A 23,227-nucleotide genomic window follows, 5' to 3' on the forward strand; every position below is an offset into this window, starting at 1 on the left:
TTATCCCAATGCGCGCCGGGTTCGCTCACGCGGCGCGATCAGGAATAATACGGCTGGTGAACCCTTCCACCCGCAGGCGTTCGAACGCCCCAATGATCGACGGCGGCACTTCTTGACTAATCATGAACCCCTGCTCGGGATAGAGCATGAGCCGCTGCTGTGCTCCCACAAGCATGTCGATGACGAGCCGCGCATCCTGGATCGAGTCGACGTACTCCGCGAGCGTCATGGCCGCAGATGCACTCACCCACGTCACGTCCGGCCAGACCTTGCAAGCTGTGGCGTAGGACCGACGCTCTTCGTACGGCTTGCTGACCAGTAGCGCAGATTCAACGGACACACCGTGCTCTTCCAGCAAGGCCCGAGACAGCGTGATGTTCTCGCCCGTGTTCCGGGCCCGCGGCTCTACGAGGATCGCGTCCGCCGGCACTCCAAGCTCCAAGGCCCGCTCACGGTAGTGCTCAGCCTCGCCCTTCGGCATGACATCACGCGTCGTACGGCTGGTGGCCCCGGTGAAGACAATGAGCGGGGCCAGGCCGCGGTGATACAGGTCCGCCGTGGTGTCAGCTACTCCGAGATCGTGGCTGCCGAGCCCGATCGCCACCGAACATCGCCGGGGCTCGTGTCCCATCAGCTGGAAGTCCCAGAGTTCCTGCGCATCGGCCCACGCCTGTACGGAGATCACGCCTTGTCGCCTTCTTCCTGCGCCGAGTCGGGCACCTTGAAGTCGTAGGACCACGCGAAGTGCGTGGCCGCATGAACGCCAATGGCGAACTCCACCACCGTGTCATCTGCGGTGTAGGTCGTGCGATGCAGCTCGACAACCCGCTCCCCGGCAGGGAGCTGCAGGAGCTTGGACTCGACGGCGCTCGGGGTCCGGGCGAAGATCTCTTCCCGCATGTGGTCGATCTCGTAGCCCGCGTCGTAGAGCACCCGGTACCCACCGCCACGACCGGCCGGACCGGGCGTCGGGTCGACGATGCGCGTCCCCTCGACGTGCTCAGGGTTGCCCCCTTCCTCCTCCGCCAACCCGCCCCCGAGTGGGACACGTGGGGGCTCTGGGTGGACGCAGTGGCGTCATGGCGAGGGGGCGCCTTGAACAAGGTGGCGGCGGGCCTCCGTGCGTCCCGGGCTCCCAGAAGCTTGGATCGACGATTCCCCACATGGCCCGTTCGGCGTTAATTGGGCCGCCTCCCCCGCGTCGAGCGGTCGGCTCTCCAACAGCCCGACATCATCGCCCATTTGATAGGTGGTACACCGGGCAAGGTCAGGAGGCTGTCCGACGAGCAGAGTCATGTCGAAGTGGAGCCACAGTTCATCCGGAGCGCCCGTGCGTCCGTTCACGGACACATGCACCATGCTCGGCGTGGTCACAAGTCGCCCCCGTCGCCCTCAACGAGGCGAAACCACACTGCCTTTGATGTCGGCTCTGGTTCGCCGAAGTGCGTGATTCCCCAGGCGTCGGCGCACGCCTCGACGATGGCTAGGCCACGGCCATCCTCGCCGTCCACCACCGACAGGGGCGTCAGGCTGTAGCGCGGCTTGTCGTCATGCACACAGACCCAGGTTTGGCGTTCGTCGACCGTCACCTCGACGTGCACAATGCGCGTCGCCGTATGGCGATAGACGTTGGTGACGATTTCGCTCGTCAAGAGGCGTGCGGTCTGTGCAAGCGTCTCGTGCCCCGTCGTGCAGAACAGGGTGACAACCAGGTTCCGCAGCACGACAGCGGCTGTCGGTACGTTCGCTGCGGTCAATCGGTAGGTCGTAGAGGACTTCGGTGCGTGGAGCGCAGCAGGTGCTAAGGCCGTAGGCATCTTTTCGTCTCCCAACGCGGTTGTAGTGTGCGCTGCTCGCCACCGTGGCTCTGGCCGCCCCATGGATTGAGGGATGGCGCACCCATGAGGGCGTGCGTCAGCGGCTGCACTGCGGGATTACCGGCGTGCTGCGTGGTGCCATTGGGGAACCTAGGGGGCAACTATGCTCCGGAGCAAGGGTGTTCCGTAACTATGGCCCTAACGGGTGGACCAGTGGTGCGATTACGCGACACACTCAGGGCAGACAAGGGGAAGGGACTATGCCGCCGAGGGACAACCCCACCGCACGTCAGACCCGCTTGGGTACGGAACTGCGGAAGTTGCGCGACCGCGCAGGCAAGACTGCGCGTGAGTCCGCTGGACTGCTGTCCACCGACCAAGCCAAGATCAGCCATATAGAAGCGGGACGCGTCGGCATCGGCGATGACCGCATCCGCCGCCTATGCACGTTCTATCAATGCGCCGACAGGGCGCTGATCGATGCGCTGTGCGCCATCGCACGCGAGCGTCGCGGACAGTACTGGTTCGACGAGTACCGGGGCATACTTGTCCCTGGCTTCCTGGACATCGCCGAGCTTGAGCACCATGCCCTACGGCTCCGATCAATGCAGAGCGTCACCCTTCCCGGTCTGCTTCAGACCGGGCGATACGCGCACGCCCTGTTCTCGGGGGTCCGCCCCAAGCTGCCGCTCGACGAGGTCGAACTGCGCGTCGAGCACCGAATGAAGCGGACAGCCATCTTCGAGCGCGAGTCCCCGCCAACGTTCATGGCGATCATCCACGAGGCGGCACTGCGCATGCGCTTCGGCGGCCGCAAGGTTGCTCGTGAGCAGCTAGAACACCTGATGGCGGCCTCACACAGCCCCACCGTCACCGTGCGAGTGATTCCCTTCACGAGCGAGGACTTCATCGAGGTCACTCAACCGGTCTTGTACGCGACGGGTGTTGTGTCCCAACTCGACACCGTGCAGCTCGACAGTGCCTCGGGGAACCAGTTCCTAGATGCCGAGGCCGACCTGTTGAAGTACACGACTCTGCTCGACATCGCCGAGCATGCGTCCCTTGATCCAGACGAATCGCGAAGCATCATCCATCACATCGCACGAGAACTGTGAGACACGTAGGCATGAGCGGATCCATACGGTGGCAGAAGTCGTCGTTCTCAGGCGGCGATGGACCCAACTGCGTCGAGATGGCGCAGCACGAGGGCGGGATCTTGATGCGCGAGAGCGACGTTCCCGACAACATCATCGTCACCAGTCGCACCAACCTGGCAGCCTTCATCACGGGCGTCAAAGTCGGCGAGTTCGACCATCTCACTGCGTAGCAACACCTCCTGTCCGCCTCGGCAGGCTGGAGGCCTCTTTATGCGAGTACGCGCATAAACGCGCACTCGCATAGACACCTTGCAAACCGCCCCCGTAGCGTCAAGGGGACCGGCCCACAGGGGCCCAGGACAAGGGGGTTCGTCGTCCATGGCACGCGAGGAATTGACCCGGCTCACTGGCAACGGCAACGGCGCGTGTGGCGAGGAGGACTGCCCGAACGTCTACCGGACAGCAAGCGGCTCGGTCGTCGTTCAAGGAAGCGTCTCAGAGGCATTCACACCACCGTCCGGTGAGGCCCTGGTGGAGATCCCGGAGGAAGTGTTGAGGGAGGCCGTACGTGCTCTTGGATGGTGACGAGTGGCGTCGTCGGTTCGCGGGGATCGATCAAGAAGCCTGGCGGCTTGAGACGCTTCCGCAGTACCTCGTACCGCAGGAAACGGAAGAGTTCGCAGCCTTCCGCGAAGGTCGGCCGATGACGCCGTACACCGCATCCTCATACACAGAACGCGTCTCACGGCAACGCGCCGAGGGCAAACGCAACGGCCGCGTGCACATCGTGACGCAGCCGCTCTCCGACTACCTGCGGTTCGAGTTCGCCCGGTTCTACGAGGTGCATGCTCGGGCAGGGGACGAAATCCGCATCCTCGATGTGACCAACCGCCCCAACCCTCTTGAAGGGGCCCCGGACTTCTGGATGTTCGACCGCGTGGAAGTCGTCCTCATGAACTATGAGGACGACGGCACGCAGATCAATCGCGAGGTGTTCGCAGGGGACGCGTCCCCGTTCCTCGAATACCAGCGGATCGCGATGGCCGAGTCGGTGCCCTTCGAGGAGTACGTGAACGGTGGCCATCGAGCCTGACGAGCTTGACCAGTCTGGCCTCGAACTGGCAGCCATGCTCAAACGCCTCCGCAATCAAGCCGGACTCTCTGGGGTCCGGCTTGCTGCGCGTTGCAACATGTCTCAGTCCAAGATCAGCCGCATCGAAGGCAACAAGCTCCGCCCGTCCCTGGTCGACGTCGAGCAGATCCTCAGAGCTCTGAGCGTTTCCCCCGCTGTCGCAGCCGAAGTAATGGCCATGGCTCGCCTAGCGCAGACGGAGTGGCAGGACCGCAAGGCCCTGCGCCGGAAGGGGCTGGACAAGAAGCAGCTGGAACTTGCCGGAATCGAAGCAGCCACCAGAGATTTCCGGTACTTCCTGCTGTCGATGACCACGGCCCTACTGGCAACACCGGACTACATCCGGGAAAGCATCGCGCACGCGCCACCGACCCAACAGGCCAAGGCCGTTGGTATGAAGCTTGAACGGCAGGCCATTCTACTCGACCGCTCGAAGCGCTTCACGTTCCTGCTCACGGAGCAAGCCATCCGATACCCGCTGGTTCCACCAGACGCAATGGCCATACAGATTGACCGACTGGCCTCGCTCGCCCTCCAGGGGAACATCCGGATTGGCGTGCTACCCATGGGTAGGAAGTTCAGCCACACTCCCTTGAGTACGTTCACGATCTACGACGACCGTCTAGCAACGATCGAAACAGACCTAGGTGCGGTCGTCTTTCGCGACCCCAAGGACGTTCACTCACTCCTCGACCGGTTCACCGGCTACGAGGAACATGCCACTTTTGGAGAGGACGCGCGCGAGCAATTGACCTCCTGGGCCTGGTCGTTCCGCCGCTGATCTTTAGTCCTCAACGCGAATAGCGCTAGATCCGCGTCCTCGCCGGGCCGACGATGAATCCATGCCGACTAAACCGAAGTCGCCGAGACAACCGTCTGCCCCACGGGGCTGGCGCGTGGGGCCGATCCCCAGTCGCACGGCCTACAAGGACGATGCCGGGCGCATTCGGATTCCGGTGTGGCTGTCGAAGAACGGTCTGCATACAGCAGACACAGAGATGGTCCTGCTGCCCTCAGAGGCCGAGCTGCTGGCCGATCACTTGGCCGACGCCATGGGCAGCAAAGCCCGGGCTGTCCTCCACGAACTGATACAGGGAAGCGCCGCCGCTCGCCCATTCCCCTCGCCGGAAGGGAACCATGCCCCCACCCACTCACGAACTGATCGCTAGTCCGTTCCTCGACGAGTACCTCGTCTTACGCCCCGGCAACGACAACGGGGGGCAGATCCCGCTCGCCCGGTTCCTCGAACTGAGCAAGACTGCGAGCACCGGCACCGAGGCGCCGCAGTGGCTCCTCGACGGCGCCCGCCAGGCATGGGGGCTTGGCCTTCCCGCCCATCGGCCCCTGCGCGAACCCGACCTCGTCCGCGCACCCTCTCCGTACGGCATGGCCCGCGCTTCCTAGGAGATCAACAAGGGCTGTCACTACGACGCTCACACTGCTACCTGAGCCTGAAGCGGTTCGAGGGGCTGCCGTGGGCCGACAAGGTTCGCCTACTCGACATCATGCGCGACATCGGCGTGCTCCGGCTCCAGATCACAGGCGGCGAACCGCTTATCGACCGCGAGTTCCCCGAGGCGTACTCATACGCCTACGACCTCGGCATTATGCCGACGATCTCCACCAACGGATCACAGCTCCACAAACAGGAGATCCTGGAGACGATCACCGAACGCCCTCCCCGCCACCTGTCCCTGAGTGTCATGGATCGACCCCGCCGTCCTCATCCTGCGGCTCATGGAAGCCGGACACACCGCGGAAGCCGCGGACAGCTGGGCACGCCGGCAGTTCCCGTCGTGGGCAGCGGCCCCGCACGCATCCGTCGCCGCGTTCTCCGAAGCGAACGCCCGAACCTGGGACGAGATCGCCCGCACGATCCACAGGACTGGAAGAAGCGCATGGGCCACCTCACTCACGACTGGGTGGCCTACTGGCACAACTGGGTCGCCTACTGGCACGACCGGGTGGCCTACTGGCGATCAAAGACCGCGTAGTCCTCTCTCTCCCTACGCAAGGCCGCCCTACGCAAAGCCGCAGCTCACCCGTCTATACATGACATGTATAGAGACTGTGTATAGTCTCCCGCATGCCTTCTGCGTACCTTTTGCCGATGAAGACGGCGGCAGCGCTCTTCCCGCTCCTCGCGCTGGTGCTTTTCCTCCCGACGGCAGTCGTCCTGTACCGCCGCCACGGCACCATGTCGCAGTGGCGTGCCCTATCGCTCCTCGGCTTCCTCTACTACGCGATCACGGCCCTGTGCATGACGCTCGTCCCGCTGCCCACGCGGACAGCGGACATGTGCAAAACGTTCGCGGCGGCCGCCAGCCCGCAGTGGATCCCGGGCAACACCTTCAGCGACATCTGGAAGGAGGCGCACCACAAGGTCACGCTGAACGCGCTGGTGCTCCAGAACCCCGCAGTCAGCGGTGCGGTCCTGAACCTGGTCCTGCTGCTCCCGCTGGGCGTCTTCGTCCGCTACCACCTGCGGCGCGGCGTCGCCGCCGCGGCCGTCGCGGGCTTCGGCGCCTCGCTGTTCTTCGAGGTCACGCAGGGCACCGCGCTGTGGGGTGCCTACCCGTGCCCGTACCGTCTGTTCGACGTCGACGACCTGCTGCTCAACACCGCGGGAGCGCTGCTCGGCTGGTACGTGGCCGGGCCACTGGCCCGACTGCTCCCGACGTGGGAGACGCTGGACCGCACGACGCTGGCCCGACAGCCCGTCACCCTCGGACGGCGCCTGGTGGCGCTGCTTGTCGACCTGACCGGAGTCTCGGCCGTCACCGTCCTCATGCTCCTGGCCACGGCGGAAGACGTGTACAGCGACTCCCATCCCATACCGCAGGTGATGATCGCGGTCTTCGCCGTGTGGTTCGTCGTACTGCCCTGGCTGACGAGGACAACCCCGGGCAAGCGGCTTCTCCTGCTGAAGCTGGCGCCGACCGAGGGCGACGGGCGGCCGGCGCTGTGGCGGATCGGGGTCCGCGCGTCGCTGCTGGGCGTGGTGACTCTCCCGCTGATGGCTACCCTCGTGGCCGCGTCGATGGTCCTGCTGTACGGGCCGTCGTGGGTGGTACGCCGGGTCCGGGACGCCACGGCTGCGGACACGCTCGCGATCCAGTGGCAGCTGATCGACCACTTTCCGCAGGTGCTGCTGATCGTTCTCGTCGTGGTCCTGCTCGGCGGGTACGTGCTGATGGCCCGGAGGCGGAGGCCGGACCTCTGGACCCACGAGCTGGCGTCCGGGGTGCGCACGGTGGGCGCTGACGCACGCTCGCGCCGACACCGGTTCCACGTCGAGCACGTGGACGCTCCGCAGGCCCCCGGACCGGGCACCGACGCGTCGCAGACCCCGGCGCCCGAATCGACCCGCACGGCGTCGGGACACCACTGACCCTCGGGCAGGACGACCACTGAGAGGCGTCGGCTTCGGGCCTGGTAACCGAGAGGCGGCATACGCCATACGAAAAGGGACCCGCCGCCCCCATGGACGACGAGCCCCTTACGTACGTACGCGGACGCAGGTCAGCCGGACCCCACGAAGACGACCAGCAGCAGCCACACCACCGGAGCCGTCGGCAGCAGGGAGTCGAGGCGGTCCATGATGCCCCCGTGGCCGGGGAGCAGCGTGCCCATGTCCTTGATGCCGAGGTCACGCTTGATCATGGATTCGCCGAGGTCACCGAGTGTCGCGCTCGCGGCGACCGCGAGGCCGATGAGCAGCCCCTGCCACCACGTGCCGCCGTCTATCAGGAACTCCATGCACAGCGCGCCCCCCGCCATCGCGAACGTCACCGCGCCGACCAGGCCCTCGCGGGTCTTGCCGGGGCTGATGCGCGGGGCGAGCTTGTGCTTGCCGAAGCGCCAGCCGATCGCGTACGCCCCGGTGTCGCTGACCACGGTCAGGAGCAGGAACGTGAGCACCCGCATCGCGCCGTCGTCCGCGGTGAGCATCAGCGCCACGAACGTGGCGAGGAACGGGACGTAGAACGCCGCGAAGACGCCCGCCGTGACGTCCTTCAGATAGCCCTCGGGCGGCTCGGTCATCCGCCACACGAGCACCGCGAGCGCCGTGAGCGCCATGGCGACCCAGGCGCCCTCGGGCCCGCGGACGTATCCGGCGACGACCATCGCGGCGCCGCCCACCGCGAGCGGGACCAGCGGCGCCTTGATGCCCTTGCGCTCCTCCAGCCGCGAGGTGAGCTCCCAGAGACCGACCACGACGGCGACCGCTATGACGCCGATGAAGACGGCCTTCACGATGAAGAGCGACGCGACGATCACCGCGCCGAGCCCCACGCCGACTCCTATGGCCGCCCCGAGGTCACGGCCCGCGCTCTTCTTCTGCGGCGCACGAGGCGCACGCGGCGTCTCGGGGGCGGGCTGTGATGCTGCGCTGGGCATGGGCTCCTGGGGTACTTCAGGCACGTCAGGCATGTCGGGCACGATGGGCATGGGCTGCGTCTCTGATGGATACAGGGCGTCATGCGCATCGTACGCGGGACCTGCCGGGGCAGCCCCTTGAGCAGGGCCCTGGTCGGGCGGCCCCCAGTACCCGGCTCTGGGAGGCGCCCCCCAGGAAGAGTCGTTCACGGATCGGATTCCTCAGTCCTCAGACCACGAGCCCTCAGACCTCGAGCAGCTCGGCTTCCTTGTGCTTGAGCAGCTCGTCGACCTGGGCGACGTACTTCGCCGTGGTGTCGTCGAGCTCCTTCTCCGCGCGCCGGCCCTCGTCCTCGCCGATGTCGCCGTCCTTGATCGCCTTGTCGATCGATTCCTTGGCCTTGCGGCGGATGGAACGGATCGAGATCTTGGAGTCCTCGGCCTTGGTCTTGGCGACCTTGATGTACTCCTTGCGGCGGTCCTGCGTCAGCTCGGGGAACGTCACCCGGATGATGTTTCCATCATTGCTGGGGTTGACGCCGAGGTCGGAGTCGCGGATCGCCTGTTCGATGTTGCGCAGCGCGCTCTTGTCGAACGGGGTCACCACGGCCATCCGCGGCTCGGGCACCGAGAACGAGGCCAGCTGATTGATCGGCGTAAGGGCGCCGTAGTAGTCGGCCACGATCTTGTTGAACATCGCCGGGTGCGCACGGCCTGTGCGAATCGCGGCGAAGTCCTCCTTGGCGACCACGACGGCCTTCTCCATCTTCTCCTCGGCCTCGAGGAGGGTCTCTTCGATCACCACTTGCTCCTGGTGTTGTGAGTGGGCTGGGGCGCCCCCACACGGTGAAGTAGGGGGAGTCCATGGGGCGTCGGCTGCGTCGCGTCTCTTTCCCTGCACCGTGTCCGACCGGCAGGGCTTTGTCCATCCCCCGGGGGCGTCCCCGGGATCAGGCGCGGGTACCCCCGTCACCCACGAGTGTGCCGATCTTCTCACCCTTGACGGCACGGGCGATATTGCCGGTGGAGAGCAACTCGAAGACCAGGATGGGCAACTTGTTGTCGCGGCACAGGGTGATCGCGGTCATGTCGGCGACCTTCAGGTCGCGGGTGATGACCTCGCCGTAGCCGAGCGCGTCGTACTTGACCGCGTCCGGGTTGGTCTTGGGGTCGGAGTCGTAGACCCCGTCGACGCCGTTCTTGCCCATGAGCAGGGCCTCGGCGTCGATCTCCAGGGCGCGCTGCGCCGCGGTCGTGTCGGTGGAGAAGTACGGCATGCCCATACCGGCACCGAAGATGACCACACGGCCCTTCTCAAGGTGCCGTACGGCGCGCAGCGGGATGTACGGCTCCGCGACCTGGCCCATCGTGATGGCGGTCTGCACGCGGCACTCGATGCCTTCCTTCTCCAGGAAGTCCTGCAGGGCCAGGCAGTTCATGACCGTGCCGAGCATGCCCATGTAGTCGGAGCGCGCCCGGTCCATGCCGCGCTGCTGCAGCTCGGCGCCGCGGAAGAAGTTGCCGCCGCCGATGACGGCCGCGATCTGGGCACCGTCGCGGACGACCGCGGCGATCTCCTTGGCGATCGCGTGCACCACGTCGGGGTCGACGCCAAGGCCGCCCCCGCCGGCGAATGCCTCACCGGAGAGCTTCAGCAGGAAACGACCGGGGACTTTTTCGTCGCCACTGTTTGTGTCGGCCTTGGTGGTCATGGAGTTCTCGCTTCTTTTTGCTCGGCGCACATACGAAGAAGGCCACTGCCGGTGGGGTGTCGTTCGCATCCCATGCTCGGCAATGGCCTCCTCGTCAGATCCTGCGGTCGTACATCGCGTACTGCGTGAGTACGCGGGCGACCGCTGTCGACCCTAGCGGGGTCTACCGTCGATCGCGGTACTGACTCAGATGCCGACCTTGATGCGCGAGAAGCGCTTCAGGGTGACACCGGCCTCGTCCAGAACCTTCTGGACGGACTTCTTGTTGTCGAGCGCGTACGGCTGACCGAGGAGGGTGGCCTCCTTGAAGAAGCCGTTGACGCGACCCTCGACGATCTTGGGCAGCGCGGCCTCGGGCTTGCCCTCGGCGCGGGTGGTCTCCTCGGCGACGCGGCGCTCGGACTCGACGACCTCGGCCGGGACGTCCTCACGGGAGAGGTACTTCGGCGCGAAGGCGGCGATGTGCTGCGCGATGCCCTTGGCGAGGTCGGCGTCAGCCTTGTCCAGCTCGACCAGAACACCGATCTGCGGGGGCAGGTCGGGCATGGTGCGGTGCATGTACGCGGTGACGAAGGTGCCCGAGAACTGCGCGAAGCGGTCCAGGACGATCTTCTCGCCGAGGTTGGCGTTGGCCTCGTCGACGTACGCCTGGACGGTCTTGCCGGCCTCGATCTCGGACGCGAGCAGCGCCTCGAGGTCGGCCGGGGACGTCTTGGCGATGTGCGCGGCGAGCGAGTTCGCGACAGCCTGGAACTTCTCGCCCTTGGCGACGAAGTCCGTCTCGCACTTCAGCTCGACGATCACGCCGGAGGTGTTGTCGTCGGCGATGAGGGAGACCACGGCGCCGTTCTCGGCGGAGCGGCCCTCGCGCTTGGCAACGCCCTTCTGGCCCTTGATGCGCAGGGCCTCGACGGCCTTGTCGACGCTGCCGTCAGCCTCGTCGAGCGCCTTCTTGCAGTCCATCATGCCGGCGCCCGTGAGCTCACGGAGCTTCTTGACGTCAGCGGCGGTGTAGTTCGCCATGATCCTGAAATTCTCTTTCGAAGGTCTGAAAGATCTACGGGTGAACGGCGGGGGCCTGTGGGCCCCCGCCGTCAACTACCGAACCTGTGAAGGTCAGGCCTGCTCGGTCTCCGTGGCGGGGGCCTCGGCGGCGGCAACCTCGGCGGGGGCCTCGGCCTGCTCGGCGTCGGCGGCCTTCTCCGTCTCGGCGGACTTCTGAACCTCGGCCTCTTCGGCCTTCGGCTCGTCGGCCTTGGCCTCGTCAGCCTTGGCCTCGTCAGCCTTCGGCTCGTCGGCCTTCTTCTCGCCCTCGAGCAGGTCGCGCTCCCACTCGGCGAGCGGCTCGCCGGCGGCCTTCTCGCCCGGCTTCTGGTCGCCCGTGGCGACACCGGAGCGGGAGATGAGGCCCTCGGCGACGGCGTCGGCGATCACGCGGGTGAGCAGGGTGACGGAGCGGATCGCGTCGTCGTTGCCCGGGATCTTGTAGTCGACCTCGTCGGGGTCACAGTTCGTGTCGAGGATCGCGACGACCGGAATGTTGAGCTTCCGGGCCTCGCCGACAGCGATGTGCTCCTTCTTGGTGTCCACGATCCAGACGGCGCTGGGCACCTTGGACATCTCGCGGATACCGCCGAGGGTCTTCTCCAGCTTGGCCTTCTCGCGGGAGAGGACGAGCAGCTCCTTCTTGGTGAGGCCGGACGCGGCCACATCCTCGAAGTCGATCTGCTCGAGCTCCTTCAGGCGCTGCAGGCGCTTGTAGACGGTCGAGAAGTTGGTGAGCATGCCGCCCAGCCAGCGCTGGTTCACGTAGGGCATGCCGACGCGGGTCGCCTGCTCGGCGATGGCCTCCTGCGCCTGCTTCTTCGTGCCGACGAACATGACCGTGCCGCCGTGGGCGACGGTCTCCTTGACGAACTCGTAGGCGCGGTCGATGTACGACAGCGACTGGAGCAGGTCGATGATGTAGATGCCGTTGCGCTCCGTGAAGATGAAGCGCTTCATCTTCGGGTTCCAACGGCGGGTCTGGTGACCGAAGTGGACGCCGCTTTCCAGCAGCTCCCGCATCGTGACGACGGCCATGGCCGTACTCCTAGGTGTTCTCGGTTGTGCCGCGTCCGCCGGATGACGGTCGCGCCTGACGCCCGCGATGCGCCGTGCCGCAAAGGACCGAGAGGCGCTGGCACCTGGCTTTTGATGGCCTGGTGTCGGGGCGTGCGAAGTCGACCCGGTGACCCGGATCGCCACAAGAAGTGTACGGGACCCGCGAGGCAGTGGGTGACGCCGCTGTCCACAAGCGAATGGTCGTCCACAGATCCGGTCCATGATCCCTGCGGACCGGCCCGGCGCGGGACCGTTCTGGCATGTCTCACATGCGAAGAAGCCTTGGCCTTGTGCTGCTGACCGTGGCACTGATCACCGCAGAACTGATCACCACGGCGCTGATCACCACGGCGCTGATCACGACGGCGGCGTCGCCTGCCGCCGCTGCCGACTCTGTCGCCGGCTCCGCCAGGGAGCCGGTCAGGGAGCCGGTGCCGAAGGTGGGGGGCGCGTGGCCCGTGGGGGTGCGGCCTTCTGTCGTACGGGGCTGGGAGCCTCCGGCGACGGAGTACGGCCGGGGGCACCGGGGCGTGGACCTCGCGGCGGCACCGGGCGCAGTCGTTCGGGCGGTGGCACCGGGCAGGGTCTCGTTCGCGGGGCGGGTGGCGGGGCGCGGAGTGATCGCGGTGGAGCTGGCGGGCACGGGGGATCCGCCCCTGCGCACGACGTACGGGCCGGTGCGGGCCACGGTCAAGAAGGGCGCCAAGGTGGCGACGGGCGAGGCACTGGGGGTACTGGAACTCCCCACGGGACCCACGACTCCCCCGGGACCCATGGGACCCACACCCGCGGCCCACTGCCCGAGCAGTTGCCTGCACTGGGGCCTGTTGAGGGCCGACGCGTACCTGAACCCGCTGTCACTACTGCCGCCGTGGCTACTGGGGCGCGGGGCGTCCCGCCTGCTGCCGGTGATCGACGTGCCGCTGCTGAGGTTGCTGCCGTGGTGGCCAGGGGCCCCCGGAACAGGCGTTCCCGGGGACGGAGGAGGCGTCCCCGAAGGCGGAGCAGGCTGACGCGGCGCCCCGCTGCCGGGCTTCGATGGGTGAGGCCTCAGCCCCGCACACCCCGCAGCGCCATGACGACGGCCGCCTCGGTGACGGCGGACGGATCCTCCGCGGCGCCCAGCTCGATCCGCCGCACAGCCGCGTCCACGACACCCTGCAGAAGCATCGCGGCGAGCCGGGGCTCCGCGTGTCCCAGCTCGCGCAACGCCTCGCCGATCATGGCGACAAGCCCACCGTGCGCGGCACGGATCTTCTCCCGCGCCCCCGCGTCCAACTCGGCCGCGGAGATCGCGACGACGGCCCTGTGCCGCCGGTCCCCCACCAGATCGAGCTGCCGCCTGACATACGCCTCGACCTTGCCCTCGGCCGTCTCCGCCCGCTCCATCGCGACGGAGACCTCCGCCGCCCAGACGGGGAAGTCGACCTCGCACAGCTCCTCGACGACCGCGGCACGCGACCGGAAGTACTCGTACACGGACGACCGCGCGAGCCCCGTGCGCTCGGCGAGGGCGGGGAAGGTCAACGCCTCCGTACCGCCCTCGGACAGCAGGGACCGCGCGGCGTCCAACAGGGCGCCCCGCTGCATCGACCGGTGCTCGGCCACAGAGGCCGCTCGAATCCTTGGCACGCACTCCACTCTACGGACGTGACCGCCGGGACGGGAGTCGTTCCACCCCGGAGAACCCCACGTCGGCACCGCACGGCACGGGCCGTGGGCAGGGACGATTCAGCGCGCTCAGCGGCCGAAACTCGCCAGCTTCGCCCGTAGCTGGAGCACCGATTTCGTGTGGATCTGGCTCACCCGGCTCTCCGTCACGCCGAGCACATTGCCGATCTCGGCGAGCGTGAGGCCTTCGTAGTAGTAGAGCGTGACGACGGTCTTCTCCCGCTCCGGCAGCGTGTTGATCGAGCGCGCGAGCAGCCGTCGCAGCTCACGGTCCTCGGCGACCTCCACGGGGTTGTCGGCCGCGGTGTCCTCGAGCGTGTCCATCAGACTCAGCCGGTTGCCGCCCTCGCCACCGGCGTGCAGGAGCTCCTCGAGGGCCACCACGTTCGCCAGCGACAACTGGCTGAAAACAGCGTGCAGTTCCTCGATCGCCACCCCCATCTCATGGGCGACCTCGCTCTCCGAGGGCGTACGCCGCAGCTGGGCCTCCAGCGTGGCGTAGGCCCGCTCGACGTTGCGCGCCTTCTGCCGCACGGACCGGGGGATCCAGTCGAGCGCCCGCAGTTCGTCGATCATCGCGCCACGGATACGTGTGATCGCGTACGTCTCGAATTTGATCGAGCGCTCGATGTCGAACTTCTCGATCGCGTCGATCAGACCGAACACCCCGGACGAGACGAAGTCCGCCTGCTCGACGTTGGGCGGCAACCCCACGCTGACCCGGCCCGCGACGTACTTCACCAGTGGCGAGTAGTGCAGGATCAACTGCTCTCGCAGCCGCCCGTCCCCCGTCTCCTTATACGACCGCCACAGCTCGTCCAGCGACGAGGGTGCGGGGGGCCGCTCCCGCTCGCCGCTACGGGCGGCGGGGGGAACTGCCGCCCGATCGGACCCTGAGGTGTGCTGGGGCATTCGTTGCCTTGAGCCGTTCTGCCGGGAACCGGTGGGGTCGTGCGAGCCGATGGATTCGCCCGCACCCGCGAGGTGGTGATCTTGCGTGAAGTGAATGAGGTTGTCCGTCTGCTTGCCCGTGGTTGCCTGTGGTTGCCTGTCCGCGTCGGAATCCTTGTGAGCGTAGCGTGACTGAAGTGTCGCAGTGTGCGAACAGTAGGCGATCTCGCGTACGCAGATACGTTCCGCTGGACCCCCCGCCGAGCTCCCCTCGTCGCCTTCCGTGACGACCGCGGAGCGCCAACTCCGCGTTTTCGCGCGGCCATCGGGGGTTCATCCAGACGGCCGAACACGGTCGGTCACGAACCGCCTCCCGCCGGGAAGACCGACACATTCGCCTGGCGTGTCAACTGCCATCCGTCGCCGTGTCGTTCGACGAACCCAAGTGAGCGCAACTCGTACAGCCGACCGACTGCATCGTCCACCGCCGTGCTCGCGCCCAGTGCGATCTCTCTGGCCGACGCGCTTCCCCGGGCGGGCAGCGCCGCCAGGACACGCGCGGCGTCCGGGGCGAGCAGGTCGCGCGGCACGACGGGGCCGCGCCGCTCCGGGGCCAGCTCACCCATGTCGCCGACCAGTTCGACGACTTCCGCCGCGTCGGTCACCAGTACACCGTCACCACGCAGGAGTTCATGCACCCCCGCCGAGAGCCCGCTGGTAGCGGGGCCCGGCACCCCCATGGTGAACCGGCCGAGCTCCCGCGCACTGCGCGCCGTGGCGAGGGCGCCACTGCGATACGCGGCCTCGACAACGACGCTTCCCCTGGTGAGGGCGGCGATCACGCGGTTCCTGAGGATGAATCTGCTCGGCGTCGGATGATCTCCCGGAGGTAACTCCCCCACCACAAGACCCTGTTCCGCGATCCTCTTGATCAACTCGGCGTGTCCCCGCGGATAGGCCCGGTCGACCCCGCAAGCGAGCACTGCGACCGTGGCCCCACCGGCCCCCAACGCTCCCCGATGCGCGGCCCCGTCCACCCCATAGGCACCACCCGACACGACCACCCAGCCCCGCTCGGCGAGCCCCGCCCCGAGATCCGCCGCCATGCGCGCCCCGTACTCCGTGCAGGCACGCGCGCCGACCACCGCCACTGACCGCAGTGCCCATATCCGCAGGCTGGGCCGCCCCCGCACCCACAACCCCAACGGCCGCGCGTCCCCCAGATCGTCCAACTGGACCGGCCACTCCGCCTCCCCCGGGCACACGAATCGCATCCCCGCGTCCCGCGCCACCGCCAGGTCCTGCTCGGGCCGCGCCTTCCCTGCCCGCGTCCGCAGCCCTTCCCACCGCGCCGGTGTCACCCCTTTCAGCGTCTCCTCCCCCTCGGCCAACCGCCGCACCACTTCGACGGCCCCGGCCTCCCGCAGCCACCTCCCTCCCACCTCGTCCCCGGGTTCAAGGATCCGGGTCAGCGCGGCCCTCGCCATCCGCTCCTCCTCCGGGACGGAACCCGAGGCCCAGCCCGGGCCCGAGCCCGAGGTCATGTCAACGCCCCGATCTCCATCGCCACCCCCCGCGACACCCCCGTACGCAACTGCAGCGCCAGGGCGACATCCTGCGCGGCAGGCCGGTCACGGCCTGCGAGGTCCGCGACGGTCCAGGCGACCCGCAGGACACGGTCGAGCCCCCGGGCGGTCAGGAAGCCTCGCTCCAGGTCGACTTCGGCGGCGTCCAGTGCACCCGGCTCCGCGGGCCATCGCGTCCGCAGGGCGTGCCCCGGCACCTCGCTGTTCGTCCGCCAGCCGGTGCCGGTCAGCCTGGCCGCAGCTCTCTCCCTGGCGGCACGCACCCGGTCGGCGACCGTCTGCGTGGAGTCGCCCCGCGGGCCGTACCCGGCCAGCTCCGATCGTGTGACGGGCTCCACCCTGACCTTCAGGTCGACCCTGTCGAGCAGCGGGCCCGAGAGCCTCGCCTGGTAGCGGCGGACGACGGACGTCGGACATTCGCAGCCGTCGCCAAGCAGCGTGTGCCGACCGCAGGGGCAGGGATTGGCGGCGAGCACCATGAGGAATTTCGCGGGCAGCCGCACCACTCCCGCGCTGCGAGCGATCACCACATGCCCCGACTCGAGGGGCTGACGCAATGAGTCCAAGGTCTGGCTGCTGAACTCCGGGGCCTCATCCAGAAACAGCACCCCGCGGTGAGCCAGCGAGACCGCCCCCGGCCGCGCGACTCCTCTGCCGCCGCCCACCAGCGACTGCATCGTCGCGGAGTGGTGCGGCGCGCAGTACGGCGCGACGTCCACCAAGGGCTTGCCCGGTGGGAGCATGCCCGCCACGGAGTGGACAGCGGTCACCTCCAAGGACTCCTCCCGGGTCAGCCGGGGCAGGATCGCCGGGAGCCGTTCCGCGAGCATGGTCTTTCCCGCGCCTGGTGGGCCCTGCAGAAAGAGGTGGTGGCCGCCTGCCGCCGCGACCTCCACGGCGGTCCGGGCCGACGTCTGTCCGACGACATCGGCGAGGTCCAGGGCATGGGCGTCCTCCAGACCGCCGCTGAGCCCCGCGCCCATGCCCGTTCCGGGCACACAGAGCCCCGCGAGCATCGGGTCGGGCCGCCCCGGCTCGTCCGGTTCCTCCTCGGGGACCGGCTCATCGGCCAGCACGGCGATCAGCTGCCGCAGGCTGCGCACCCCGAGCACCGAGACCCCCGGCACCAGTGCCGCCTCGGCCGCCGTGCACTCCGGGACCACGACCTGCTCATAGCCCGCGTCCGCCGCGGCGAGGACCGCGGGCAGCACCCCCCGGACCGGCCGCACCCGCCCGTCGAGCCCCAGCTCGCCGATCATCACGATGTCGGTGAGGGTCCGTGGATCGATCCGCTCCCCCGCGCCGAGCACCGCGCAGGCGATCGCGAGATCGAAACCGCTGCCTCCCTTGGGCACCGACGCCGGGCTGAGGCCCACCGTGAGCTTCTTCTGGGGCCACTCCCCACCCGAATTGACCACCGCGGCCCTGACCCGGTCCTTGCTCTCCGTCAGGCTCTTGTCCGGGAGCCCTACCAGGGTGAACGCCGCGACGCCCGGCTCCAGATCCGCCTGCACCTCGACGACCACGCCCTCGACACCCACGAGGGCCACGGAACACGTGCGCGCGAATCCCATCAGGCCACCCCCCGCGCGTGCTCCACGACGGGGGCGCCGCGGCGCGGGACGAGCACGCCGACGAGGTCGATCCGCACTCCGCCCGGCGGTGGGCCGCCACGCTCCTCGATCCAGCGCTGGGCCAGGCGCCGCAGCCGCTCCGCCTTGGCCCGGTCCACGGCCGCCATCGGATGCTGATACAGCCCCGCGCCCACCGGACCGGCCCTGCGCGTCTTGACCTCACAGACGACCAGCGCTTCGCCGTCCATGGCCACGATGTCGATCTCGCCGGTTCTGCCACCGCGCCAGTTGCGCGCCAGAACCGTCATTCCGGCTTCACCGAGCCGCCGCGCGGCCAGATCTTCGCCGTACCGCCCGAGTGCCCCCCGTGCGTTCATGTCGGCACCACCTCCGACATCCACACTGGGGCTCGGCCCCGAACCTTGTGGATCTTGGTGGACGAGTCACACGTTGTGGATAACTCGCTCACCCGCACCGGTGAATCCAGCCGCCGGGCCCAGCCTCCGGGCTCAGCCTCCCGGCAGCTCGAGGTCGCTCTTGTTGAGCTCCTCGATGTTCACGTCCTTGAACGTCAGGACACGTACCTGCTTCACGAACCGTGCGGGCCTGTACATGTCCCACACCCAGGCGTCCGCCATGGACACCTCGAAGAAAACCTCACCCTGGACCGAGTGGACCTGCATCTCGTAGTCGTTGGTGAGGTAGAAGCGCCGTTCGGTCTCGATCACATATTTGAACAGACCGACGACATCGCGGTACTCCCGGTAGAGCTTCAGCTCCATCTCGGTCTCGTACTTCTCGAGGTCCTCGGCGCTCATGGCATGTTCCCCTTCAGCCGTGCGTCCCCCTATTGTGCGTCAGCCCCTGAAGCCTCTACACGATTTCCGTGTCGAGGGTTTCGGGCCGGCTCGGAGGACCCTCGTCGAGCAGCCTGCGAAGCAGCTCGGCGAGCCTGGTCGGATACACCGTCTCATGTGCCTCGGTCAGTTCCTGGCACGTCCACCAACGCGCTCCCGCGACAGTCCGCCGTTCCAGCTCCGTCAGCCCGGTGGCCTGCGTGGACGTCTGCGACGTACGCGCAAGGAAGTACCGCTCGTCCTGGTCCCAGCGCCGTCCGGCGAAGGGGAACGAGCAGATCCGCTGCCACAGGGCGGGGCCGAGCTCGACCTCGGTGATGCCCGTCTCTTCCATCAGTTCACGCAGTGCGGCCTGTTCATGCGTCTCGTCGCCCTCCAGACCGCCACCCGGCGTGAACCACCAGTCGTCCGCCGTGTTCTCCGGCTCGTGACCGTGCAGCAGCAGGATCCGGTCCCGTGGGTCGAGCAACACGACCCGCGCGACCTTGCGCGGCTGCGACTCAGCCGGCACTGGCGCCCGCTCCCGCGCGATCGCGGTTCTGTGGACGCTCGCGCCTGCGCCCCAGCCGCTTGGCCACCGGACCGTACGCGGCGCCGCCAAGGACCAGGACCGCACCGGCCACCACCGCCCACACCGCGAGCCGCACGGGCCCCGGCTCGGAGATGCCGCCCGGCATGTCGGCGAAGCCCACAGGGCGCTCGAGCGTCCCGAACTTGTCCAGCGGCCAGGCCACCGCGTCGACCCGCCCCTCCACCGCGCCACGCGGCACGGAGCCGTGGTTGGAGTCGCCCAGGTGCACGCTGGAGTCCAGGGAGCCGCTGCGCTCGTCACCGAGCAGGAAGAGGTTGCCCTTGGGGACCGTGGTGGCCGGGATTCCGGTGGCCGCGGCGCCCTCGCCCTCGGGAAGATAGGGTTCTGCGACCTGCTTGCCGTTGACCATCAGTTTGCCGTCCGTGCAGCAGGAGATCCGGTCACCGCCGACACCGACCACACGCTTGACCATCGGCAGGTCGCCCCAGCTCGACTGCCTGAAGACGACGACATCGCCCCGGCGCACCTCGCTGCCGTCTATCCGCTCGGCAAGAACCCGGTCGCCCGCGCCGATCGTCGGCGTCATCGACCCGGTGGGAACGGTGTACGGCTGGTACAAGACGGCGCCCCACACGAAGCCCCCCAGGAAGAGCACACAGCCGAGGGCCACGGCCAGTCCCGACAGCACGCTGCCGAGCCGTCCGTGGCCCTCGTCCGTACGTTGTGTCCTGCTCATCCCAGTGCTCCCCCATATCGGAGACGACCCCGCGCGCCTACGAACAGACGCGCGGAAGATCGGTGATCTGGGACGGCACCCTACCCGGCGGTACCTCCGCCAGAAACCCTCGCGGACTGGGCAGCGGCCACCGTGAGCCGACGCCTGCGCCAGAGCACGACCGGAACCGCCCCCGCGAGTCCGAGGGCCGCGGGCGCCGCGCTCATCGCGGTGTTGATGCCCTGCTGGTCGAAGGTGTCCGGCTTGGGCAGCGTCGCCCAGCGGGTGGGCGGCCAGGCGATCACGATGGCGCGGCCCACGACGTTGTCCACGGGGACGGCGCCGCCGCCGGCCTGGTTCTGGTGGTAACGGGAGTCGAGGGAGTTCTGCCGGTGATCTCCCATGACCCAGATTTTGCCCGCGGGAACGGTGACCTTGAACTGGCCGCCCTGGTCGTCGACGCTGCAAGGGGTGTTGCCCTCGAAGACGTACGGCTCGTTCAGTGCCTTGCCGTTGACCTTCACCGGACCGGTGCCCTTGCACTCGACCGTGTCGCCGCCTACCCCGATGACCCGCTTGATCAGGTCCTTCTCATCGGCGGACGGCATCAGGCCGACCCAGCCGAGGACCCGCTGGATCGCGTTCGGGTCGGGTGTCGGCTCACCGTCGAGCCAGTGACCGGGGTCCCTGAAGACGACGACCTCGCCGCGCTCGGGCTCCGAGCCGAACCACGGTGTCAGCTTGTCGACCAGTACGCGGTCGCCCTTCTGGAGCGTGTTCTGCATCGAGTCCGAGGGAATCGAGAACGCCTGCACCAGGAAGGTCTTGATCACCAGCGCGAGGACGAGCGCGATACCGATGAGGAGCGGCAGCTCCTTCCAGAAGGAGCGCGGCTTCTTCGGCCCCTTTGCCGGCTTCTCGTCCTGCTCACCGGGTGCGGGACTGGCGCCCGCGGTGTCACTCCCGGGGTTCACGCCGTCCGCCGCGGCCGAACCCTCCGGCTCGTCTGACCGCCCTGGCTGCTCCTCGGGCCCACCGTGTCCGGACCGTGCGCCGACCGCCACATCCCCCACATCCACTCCTCAGTCCGTGCCGCTGCCCGCTCCTGATGCGATGCAGGCCCACCACTCCCATAACGAGCGGGAGTTCCGCAGGGGTCGGGAGTCCGGTCGATCCGTATCGATCGCCGAGTGCCACCCTATGCGACGGCCCGACGGCGGTGCCCGACCCCGCACGCGCGTCGGGCACGGACGCGTACGTATCGGGCTCCTCAAGCTTGCGCCAGTGGCCGAAGGGCCAGGCGATGACGAGCGCGCGCCCCACCACGCTGTCCTGGGAGACGGTGCCGCTGAACTTCTCGGTGCGATGGAACCGGGAGTCGGCCGAGTCGGAACGGTGGTCGCCCATGACGAAGAGGCGCCCCTCGGGGACCTTCACCTCGAACTCGAAGGACGAGGGATCGTCACCCGGGTTGATATACGGCTCGGTGAGCGGGACGCCGTTGACCGTGAGTTTCTTGTTCTTGTCACAGCACTTCACGGTGTCGCCGCCGACACCGACCACGCGTTTGATCAGGTCCCGTTCGTCGTCGGACGGCAGCAGTCCGATGAAGGTCAGGCCTTCCTTGATCTGCTTGACGCCCACGGGGTCGTTCTTCTTCTTGGACTTCTCGTCCTCGAGCCAGTTGCCGGGATCCTTGAAGACGACGACGTCGCCGCGCGCGGGCTTGGCACCGAACCACGGGGTGAGCTTGTCCACGAGGACGCGGTCACCGATCTTGATCGTCTGCTCCATCGAGCCCGAGGGGATCACGAAGGCCTGCACCAGGAAGGTCTTCAGGACCAGGGCTATAAGGAGCGCGACGCCTATGAGGAGAGGTATCTCCTTGATCGCCGAGCGTCGCCTGCGCCGCTTGACCTTCCGCGCGAGCTTGCGCCGCTCGGCCCTTCCGGGCAGTACGGGGCCACTGGTGGGCCTGGATCCGGTGGGCAGCGGGGTGTCGGACCGGTGGCCGGCGTCGCGCGCCCGCCCGCGGTTACCCATGCGCGCCGCCTGGTGCCGGCACGCGCGCGTAGCCGTCGGGACGCTCCAGGGAGGTCCAGTGGCCGATGGGCCAGGCGATCCAGTCGGCCCTGCCGATCACGGAGTCGACGGGGATCATGCCGCCGCCGGGCTGACCGAGATAGTCGCGGGAGTCACGGGAGTCGCCGCGGTGGTCACCGAGGAGGAACAGGCTGCCTTCGGGGACGACAGCGACAAAGCGCACCTTCGAGGGGGCGTCCCCCGGGTACAGGTACGGCTCGTCGACGGACTCGCCGTTCACCTTGATCCTCCCCCGCTCGTCGCAGCAGACCACCCGGTCTCCTCCCACCCCTGCGACCCGCTTGATGTAGTCGGCATCCCCGAAGTAGCCGCTGCCGTCGAAGACGACCGCGTCACCTCGCTGCGGCTCGGAACCGAAACGGTACGCCAACTTGTTGACCAGTACCCGGTCTCCGACCCGGAACGCGGGCTCCATGGAACTGCTGGGGATCTGGAACGGCTGCATCACGAAGGTGCTGACGACCAGCAGGAACGCCATGCAGATCAGCAGCGTCAGGGTGACTCTGCCGCCGGGCAACCAGGACACGAGCGACATAAAAGCGGAGCGCGACCTCTCCTCCGCCCCCTCGGACTCACCCTCGCGCTCGGCGCTCGGGGAATCGGTGGGTGGGGAGGAGCGGTCGCGCTCCGTGTGCTGTGCTTCGGTGTCCATCGGGGCCAGATGCTATCCGGCCCCGCTGTGGACCCGTGCGCGAGCTCAGTTGTCGCGCTTCTCCTTGATCTTCGCGGCCTTGCCGCGCAGCTCACGGAGGTAGTACAGCTTCGCGCGACGCACGGCGCCGCGGCTGACGAGCTCGATCTTCTCGACGATCGGGGTGTGCACCGGGAAGGTGCGCTCCACGCCGACGGAGAAGGAGACCTTGCGGACCGTGAAGGTCTCGCGCACGCCGGCACCCTGGCGGCGGATGACTACGCCCTTGAACTGCTGCACACGGGAGCGGTTGCCCTCGATGACGCGCACGTGGACGTTGACGGTGTCACCCGGGCGGAAGGCCGGGATGTCGGTGCGCAGCGAAGCGCTGTCGACGGAGTCGAGCAGGTTAGCCATGATCGTCTG

Annotated in this window: 28 protein-coding genes and 1 pseudogene; 9 read left to right on the forward strand and 20 right to left on the reverse strand. The window is 67.8% G+C overall.

Annotation, left to right across the window (positions count from 1 at the left end; genetic code table 11):
• Positions 1-25: 25 nt before the first annotated feature.
• The 3 genes and pseudogenes from ACFVXC_RS25190 to ACFVXC_RS25200 form a co-directional block, all read right to left on the reverse strand.
• Positions 26-685: a YdcF family protein gene (locus ACFVXC_RS25190; RefSeq protein ID WP_389908905.1), complete on the reverse strand. Its 660-nt coding sequence runs from the start codon at positions 683-685 to the stop codon at positions 26-28.
• Positions 682-1,005: pseudogene (locus ACFVXC_RS25195) on the reverse strand (UTRA domain-containing protein); the annotation flags it as partial. The gene ACFVXC_RS25190 and the pseudogene ACFVXC_RS25195, both read right to left, overlap by 4 nt.
• Positions 1,006-1,370: 365 nt before the next feature.
• Positions 1,371-1,757, reverse strand: a complete 387-nt coding sequence (locus ACFVXC_RS25200) for an ATP-binding protein (RefSeq protein ID WP_389908907.1) — start codon at positions 1,755-1,757, stop codon at positions 1,371-1,373.
• Between the two features lie 320 nt (positions 1,758-2,077).
• On the opposite strand from ACFVXC_RS25200, the gene ACFVXC_RS25205 reads away from it, so the two are divergent.
• The 8 genes from ACFVXC_RS25205 to ACFVXC_RS25240 all read left to right on the forward strand — a co-directional run bounded on the left by ACFVXC_RS25205 (position 2,078) and on the right by ACFVXC_RS25240 (position 7,437).
• A complete protein-coding gene (locus ACFVXC_RS25205; RefSeq protein WP_389908910.1) occupies positions 2,078-2,932 on the forward strand; it encodes a helix-turn-helix domain-containing protein in 855 nt (284 codons plus the stop codon).
• Between the two features lie 11 nt (positions 2,933-2,943).
• On the forward strand, positions 2,944-3,144 hold the full coding sequence (locus ACFVXC_RS25210) for a DUF397 domain-containing protein (RefSeq protein WP_389908912.1): 201 nt from the start codon (positions 2,944-2,946) through the stop codon (positions 3,142-3,144).
• A gap of 148 nt (positions 3,145-3,292) precedes the next feature.
• Positions 3,293-3,499, forward strand: a complete 207-nt coding sequence (locus tag ACFVXC_RS25215; RefSeq protein ID WP_389908916.1) for a hypothetical protein — start codon at positions 3,293-3,295, stop codon at positions 3,497-3,499.
• Positions 3,483-4,007 (forward strand): DUF6879 family protein, encoded by a 525-nt coding sequence (locus ACFVXC_RS25220; protein ID WP_389908918.1) that lies wholly within the window; start codon positions 3,483-3,485, stop codon positions 4,005-4,007. Before ACFVXC_RS25215 ends, ACFVXC_RS25220 begins: the two co-directional genes overlap by 17 nt.
• Positions 3,991-4,827 (forward strand): Scr1 family TA system antitoxin-like transcriptional regulator, encoded by an 837-nt coding sequence (locus ACFVXC_RS25225; RefSeq protein ID WP_389908921.1) that lies wholly within the window; start codon positions 3,991-3,993, stop codon positions 4,825-4,827. Before ACFVXC_RS25220 ends, ACFVXC_RS25225 begins: the two co-directional genes overlap by 17 nt.
• A 356-nt stretch (positions 4,828-5,183) precedes the next feature.
• Entirely contained in the window at positions 5,184-5,450 is a 267-nt protein-coding gene (locus tag ACFVXC_RS25230; protein WP_389908924.1) for a hypothetical protein, read from the forward strand.
• A 101-nt stretch (positions 5,451-5,551) separates the two neighbouring features.
• Positions 5,552-6,040: a hypothetical protein gene (locus ACFVXC_RS25235; protein ID WP_389908927.1), complete on the forward strand. Its 489-nt coding sequence runs from the start codon at positions 5,552-5,554 to the stop codon at positions 6,038-6,040.
• 116 nt (positions 6,041-6,156) lie between these two features.
• Positions 6,157-7,437: a VanZ family protein gene (locus tag ACFVXC_RS25240; RefSeq protein WP_389908930.1), complete on the forward strand. Its 1,281-nt coding sequence runs from the start codon at positions 6,157-6,159 to the stop codon at positions 7,435-7,437.
• A gap of 131 nt (positions 7,438-7,568) precedes the next feature.
• Here ACFVXC_RS25240 and ACFVXC_RS25245 read toward each other — a convergent pair whose 3' ends face one another.
• The 5 genes from ACFVXC_RS25245 to rpsB all read right to left on the reverse strand — a co-directional run bounded on the left by ACFVXC_RS25245 (position 7,569) and on the right by rpsB (position 12,220).
• Complete coding sequence (locus ACFVXC_RS25245; protein ID WP_389908933.1) at positions 7,569-8,636, reverse strand: phosphatidate cytidylyltransferase; 1,068 nt, start codon at positions 8,634-8,636, stop codon at positions 7,569-7,571.
• Positions 8,637-8,670: 34 nt separating this feature from the next.
• Positions 8,671-9,228: a ribosome recycling factor gene (frr, locus tag ACFVXC_RS25250; RefSeq protein ID WP_351165429.1), complete on the reverse strand. Its 558-nt coding sequence runs from the start codon at positions 9,226-9,228 to the stop codon at positions 8,671-8,673.
• Positions 9,229-9,376: 148 nt separating this feature from the next.
• Positions 9,377-10,138, reverse strand: a complete 762-nt coding sequence (gene pyrH / locus ACFVXC_RS25255) for a UMP kinase (RefSeq protein WP_389908935.1) — start codon at positions 10,136-10,138, stop codon at positions 9,377-9,379.
• A 186-nt stretch (positions 10,139-10,324) separates the two neighbouring features.
• The gene (gene tsf, locus ACFVXC_RS25260) at positions 10,325-11,161 is read right to left on the reverse strand and encodes a translation elongation factor Ts (protein ID WP_389908938.1); all 837 of its coding nucleotides are present in this window, start codon (positions 11,159-11,161) and stop codon (positions 10,325-10,327) included.
• A gap of 93 nt (positions 11,162-11,254) precedes the next feature.
• Entirely contained in the window at positions 11,255-12,220 is a 966-nt protein-coding gene (rpsB, locus tag ACFVXC_RS25265) for a 30S ribosomal protein S2 (protein ID WP_389908941.1), read from the reverse strand.
• 290 nt (positions 12,221-12,510) lie between these two features.
• Between rpsB and ACFVXC_RS25270 the strand changes: the two genes are divergently transcribed.
• Complete coding sequence (locus ACFVXC_RS25270; protein ID WP_389908944.1) at positions 12,511-13,254, forward strand: peptidoglycan DD-metalloendopeptidase family protein; 744 nt, start codon at positions 12,511-12,513, stop codon at positions 13,252-13,254.
• Positions 13,255-13,291: 37 nt separating this feature from the next.
• Here the strand turns inward: ACFVXC_RS25270 and ACFVXC_RS25275 are convergent, their stop codons facing one another.
• The 12 genes from ACFVXC_RS25275 to rplS all read right to left on the reverse strand — a co-directional run bounded on the left by ACFVXC_RS25275 (position 13,292) and on the right by rplS (position 23,218).
• Positions 13,292-13,849, reverse strand: coding sequence for a TetR/AcrR family transcriptional regulator (locus ACFVXC_RS25275; protein ID WP_389909371.1), 558 nt, complete (start codon positions 13,847-13,849; stop codon positions 13,292-13,294).
• Positions 13,850-13,981: 132 nt separating this feature from the next.
• Positions 13,982-14,824, reverse strand: coding sequence for an RNA polymerase sigma factor WhiG (gene whiG / locus ACFVXC_RS25280; protein WP_389908947.1), 843 nt, complete (start codon positions 14,822-14,824; stop codon positions 13,982-13,984).
• Between the two features lie 338 nt (positions 14,825-15,162).
• Positions 15,163-16,347, reverse strand: coding sequence for a DNA-processing protein DprA (dprA, locus tag ACFVXC_RS25285; RefSeq protein ID WP_389908950.1), 1,185 nt, complete (start codon positions 16,345-16,347; stop codon positions 15,163-15,165).
• On the reverse strand, positions 16,344-17,963 hold the full coding sequence (locus ACFVXC_RS25290) for a YifB family Mg chelatase-like AAA ATPase (RefSeq protein WP_389908952.1): 1,620 nt from the start codon (positions 17,961-17,963) through the stop codon (positions 16,344-16,346). Before ACFVXC_RS25290 ends, dprA begins: the two co-directional genes overlap by 4 nt.
• Entirely contained in the window at positions 17,963-18,340 is a 378-nt protein-coding gene (locus ACFVXC_RS25295; RefSeq protein WP_389908954.1) for a YraN family protein, read from the reverse strand. Before ACFVXC_RS25295 ends, ACFVXC_RS25290 begins: the two co-directional genes overlap by 1 nt.
• A 132-nt stretch (positions 18,341-18,472) precedes the next feature.
• Entirely contained in the window at positions 18,473-18,781 is a 309-nt protein-coding gene (locus ACFVXC_RS25300) for a DUF2469 domain-containing protein (protein ID WP_003965949.1), read from the reverse strand.
• 55 nt (positions 18,782-18,836) lie between these two features.
• Entirely contained in the window at positions 18,837-19,331 is a 495-nt protein-coding gene (locus ACFVXC_RS25305) for an NUDIX hydrolase (protein ID WP_389908957.1), read from the reverse strand.
• A complete protein-coding gene (lepB, locus tag ACFVXC_RS25310; RefSeq protein ID WP_389908960.1) occupies positions 19,321-20,088 on the reverse strand; it encodes a signal peptidase I in 768 nt (255 codons plus the stop codon). The genes ACFVXC_RS25305 and lepB (ACFVXC_RS25310) overlap by 11 nt, the downstream gene beginning before the upstream one ends.
• An 80-nt stretch (positions 20,089-20,168) precedes the next feature.
• The gene (gene lepB, locus ACFVXC_RS25315; protein WP_389908963.1) at positions 20,169-21,140 is read right to left on the reverse strand and encodes a signal peptidase I; all 972 of its coding nucleotides are present in this window, start codon (positions 21,138-21,140) and stop codon (positions 20,169-20,171) included.
• On the reverse strand, positions 21,025-22,110 hold the full coding sequence (gene lepB, locus ACFVXC_RS25320) for a signal peptidase I (protein ID WP_389908966.1): 1,086 nt from the start codon (positions 22,108-22,110) through the stop codon (positions 21,025-21,027). The genes lepB (ACFVXC_RS25315) and lepB (ACFVXC_RS25320) overlap by 116 nt, the downstream gene beginning before the upstream one ends.
• Positions 22,103-22,822 (reverse strand): signal peptidase I, encoded by a 720-nt coding sequence (lepB, locus tag ACFVXC_RS25325; RefSeq protein ID WP_389908969.1) that lies wholly within the window; start codon positions 22,820-22,822, stop codon positions 22,103-22,105. The genes lepB (ACFVXC_RS25320) and lepB (ACFVXC_RS25325) overlap by 8 nt, the downstream gene beginning before the upstream one ends.
• A gap of 45 nt (positions 22,823-22,867) precedes the next feature.
• Entirely contained in the window at positions 22,868-23,218 is a 351-nt protein-coding gene (rplS, locus tag ACFVXC_RS25330) for a 50S ribosomal protein L19 (RefSeq protein WP_160507458.1), read from the reverse strand.
• Positions 23,219-23,227: the final 9 nt, after the last annotated feature.

Source organism: Streptomyces sp. NPDC058257 (genome assembly GCF_042881845.1).
Classification (GTDB): domain Bacteria; phylum Actinomycetota; class Actinomycetes; order Streptomycetales; family Streptomycetaceae; genus Streptomyces.

Bases quoted from the DNA above. Each gene is read 5' to 3' on its own strand.
- ACFVXC_RS25205 (WP_389908910.1), top strand. From the start codon at position 2,078: ATGCCGCCGAGGGACAACCCCACCGCACGTCAGACCCGCTTGGGTACG.
- ACFVXC_RS25210 (WP_389908912.1), top strand. From the start codon at position 2,944: ATGAGCGGATCCATACGGTGGCAGAAGTCGTCGTTCTCAGGCGGCGAT.
- ACFVXC_RS25215 (WP_389908916.1), top strand. From the start codon at position 3,293: ATGGCACGCGAGGAATTGACCCGGCTCACTGGCAACGGCAACGGCGCG.
- ACFVXC_RS25230 (WP_389908924.1), top strand. From the start codon at position 5,184: ATGCCCCCACCCACTCACGAACTGATCGCTAGTCCGTTCCTCGACGAG.
- ACFVXC_RS25235 (WP_389908927.1), top strand. From the start codon at position 5,552: ATGCGCGACATCGGCGTGCTCCGGCTCCAGATCACAGGCGGCGAACCG.
- ACFVXC_RS25240 (WP_389908930.1), top strand. From the start codon at position 6,157: ATGAAGACGGCGGCAGCGCTCTTCCCGCTCCTCGCGCTGGTGCTTTTC.
- pyrH (WP_389908935.1), bottom strand. From the start codon at position 10,138: ATGACCACCAAGGCCGACACAAACAGTGGCGACGAAAAAGTCCCCGGT.
- tsf (WP_389908938.1), bottom strand. From the start codon at position 11,161: ATGGCGAACTACACCGCCGCTGACGTCAAGAAGCTCCGTGAGCTCACG.
- rpsB (WP_389908941.1), bottom strand. From the start codon at position 12,220: ATGGCCGTCGTCACGATGCGGGAGCTGCTGGAAAGCGGCGTCCACTTC.
- ACFVXC_RS25270 (WP_389908944.1), top strand. From the start codon at position 12,511: ATGCGAAGAAGCCTTGGCCTTGTGCTGCTGACCGTGGCACTGATCACC.
- whiG (WP_389908947.1), bottom strand. From the start codon at position 14,824: ATGCCCCAGCACACCTCAGGGTCCGATCGGGCGGCAGTTCCCCCCGCC.
- dprA (WP_389908950.1), bottom strand. From the start codon at position 16,347: ATGACCTCGGGCTCGGGCCCGGGCTGGGCCTCGGGTTCCGTCCCGGAG.
- ACFVXC_RS25290 (WP_389908952.1), bottom strand. From the start codon at position 17,963: ATGGGATTCGCGCGCACGTGTTCCGTGGCCCTCGTGGGTGTCGAGGGC.
- ACFVXC_RS25295 (WP_389908954.1), bottom strand. From the start codon at position 18,340: ATGAACGCACGGGGGGCACTCGGGCGGTACGGCGAAGATCTGGCCGCG.
- ACFVXC_RS25300 (WP_003965949.1), bottom strand. From the start codon at position 18,781: ATGAGCGCCGAGGACCTCGAGAAGTACGAGACCGAGATGGAGCTGAAG.
- lepB (WP_389908960.1), bottom strand. From the start codon at position 20,088: ATGAGCAGGACACAACGTACGGACGAGGGCCACGGACGGCTCGGCAGC.
- lepB (WP_389908966.1), bottom strand. From the start codon at position 22,110: ATGGGTAACCGCGGGCGGGCGCGCGACGCCGGCCACCGGTCCGACACC.
- lepB (WP_389908969.1), bottom strand. From the start codon at position 22,822: ATGGACACCGAAGCACAGCACACGGAGCGCGACCGCTCCTCCCCACCC.
- rplS (WP_160507458.1), bottom strand. From the start codon at position 23,218: ATGGCTAACCTGCTCGACTCCGTCGACAGCGCTTCGCTGCGCACCGAC.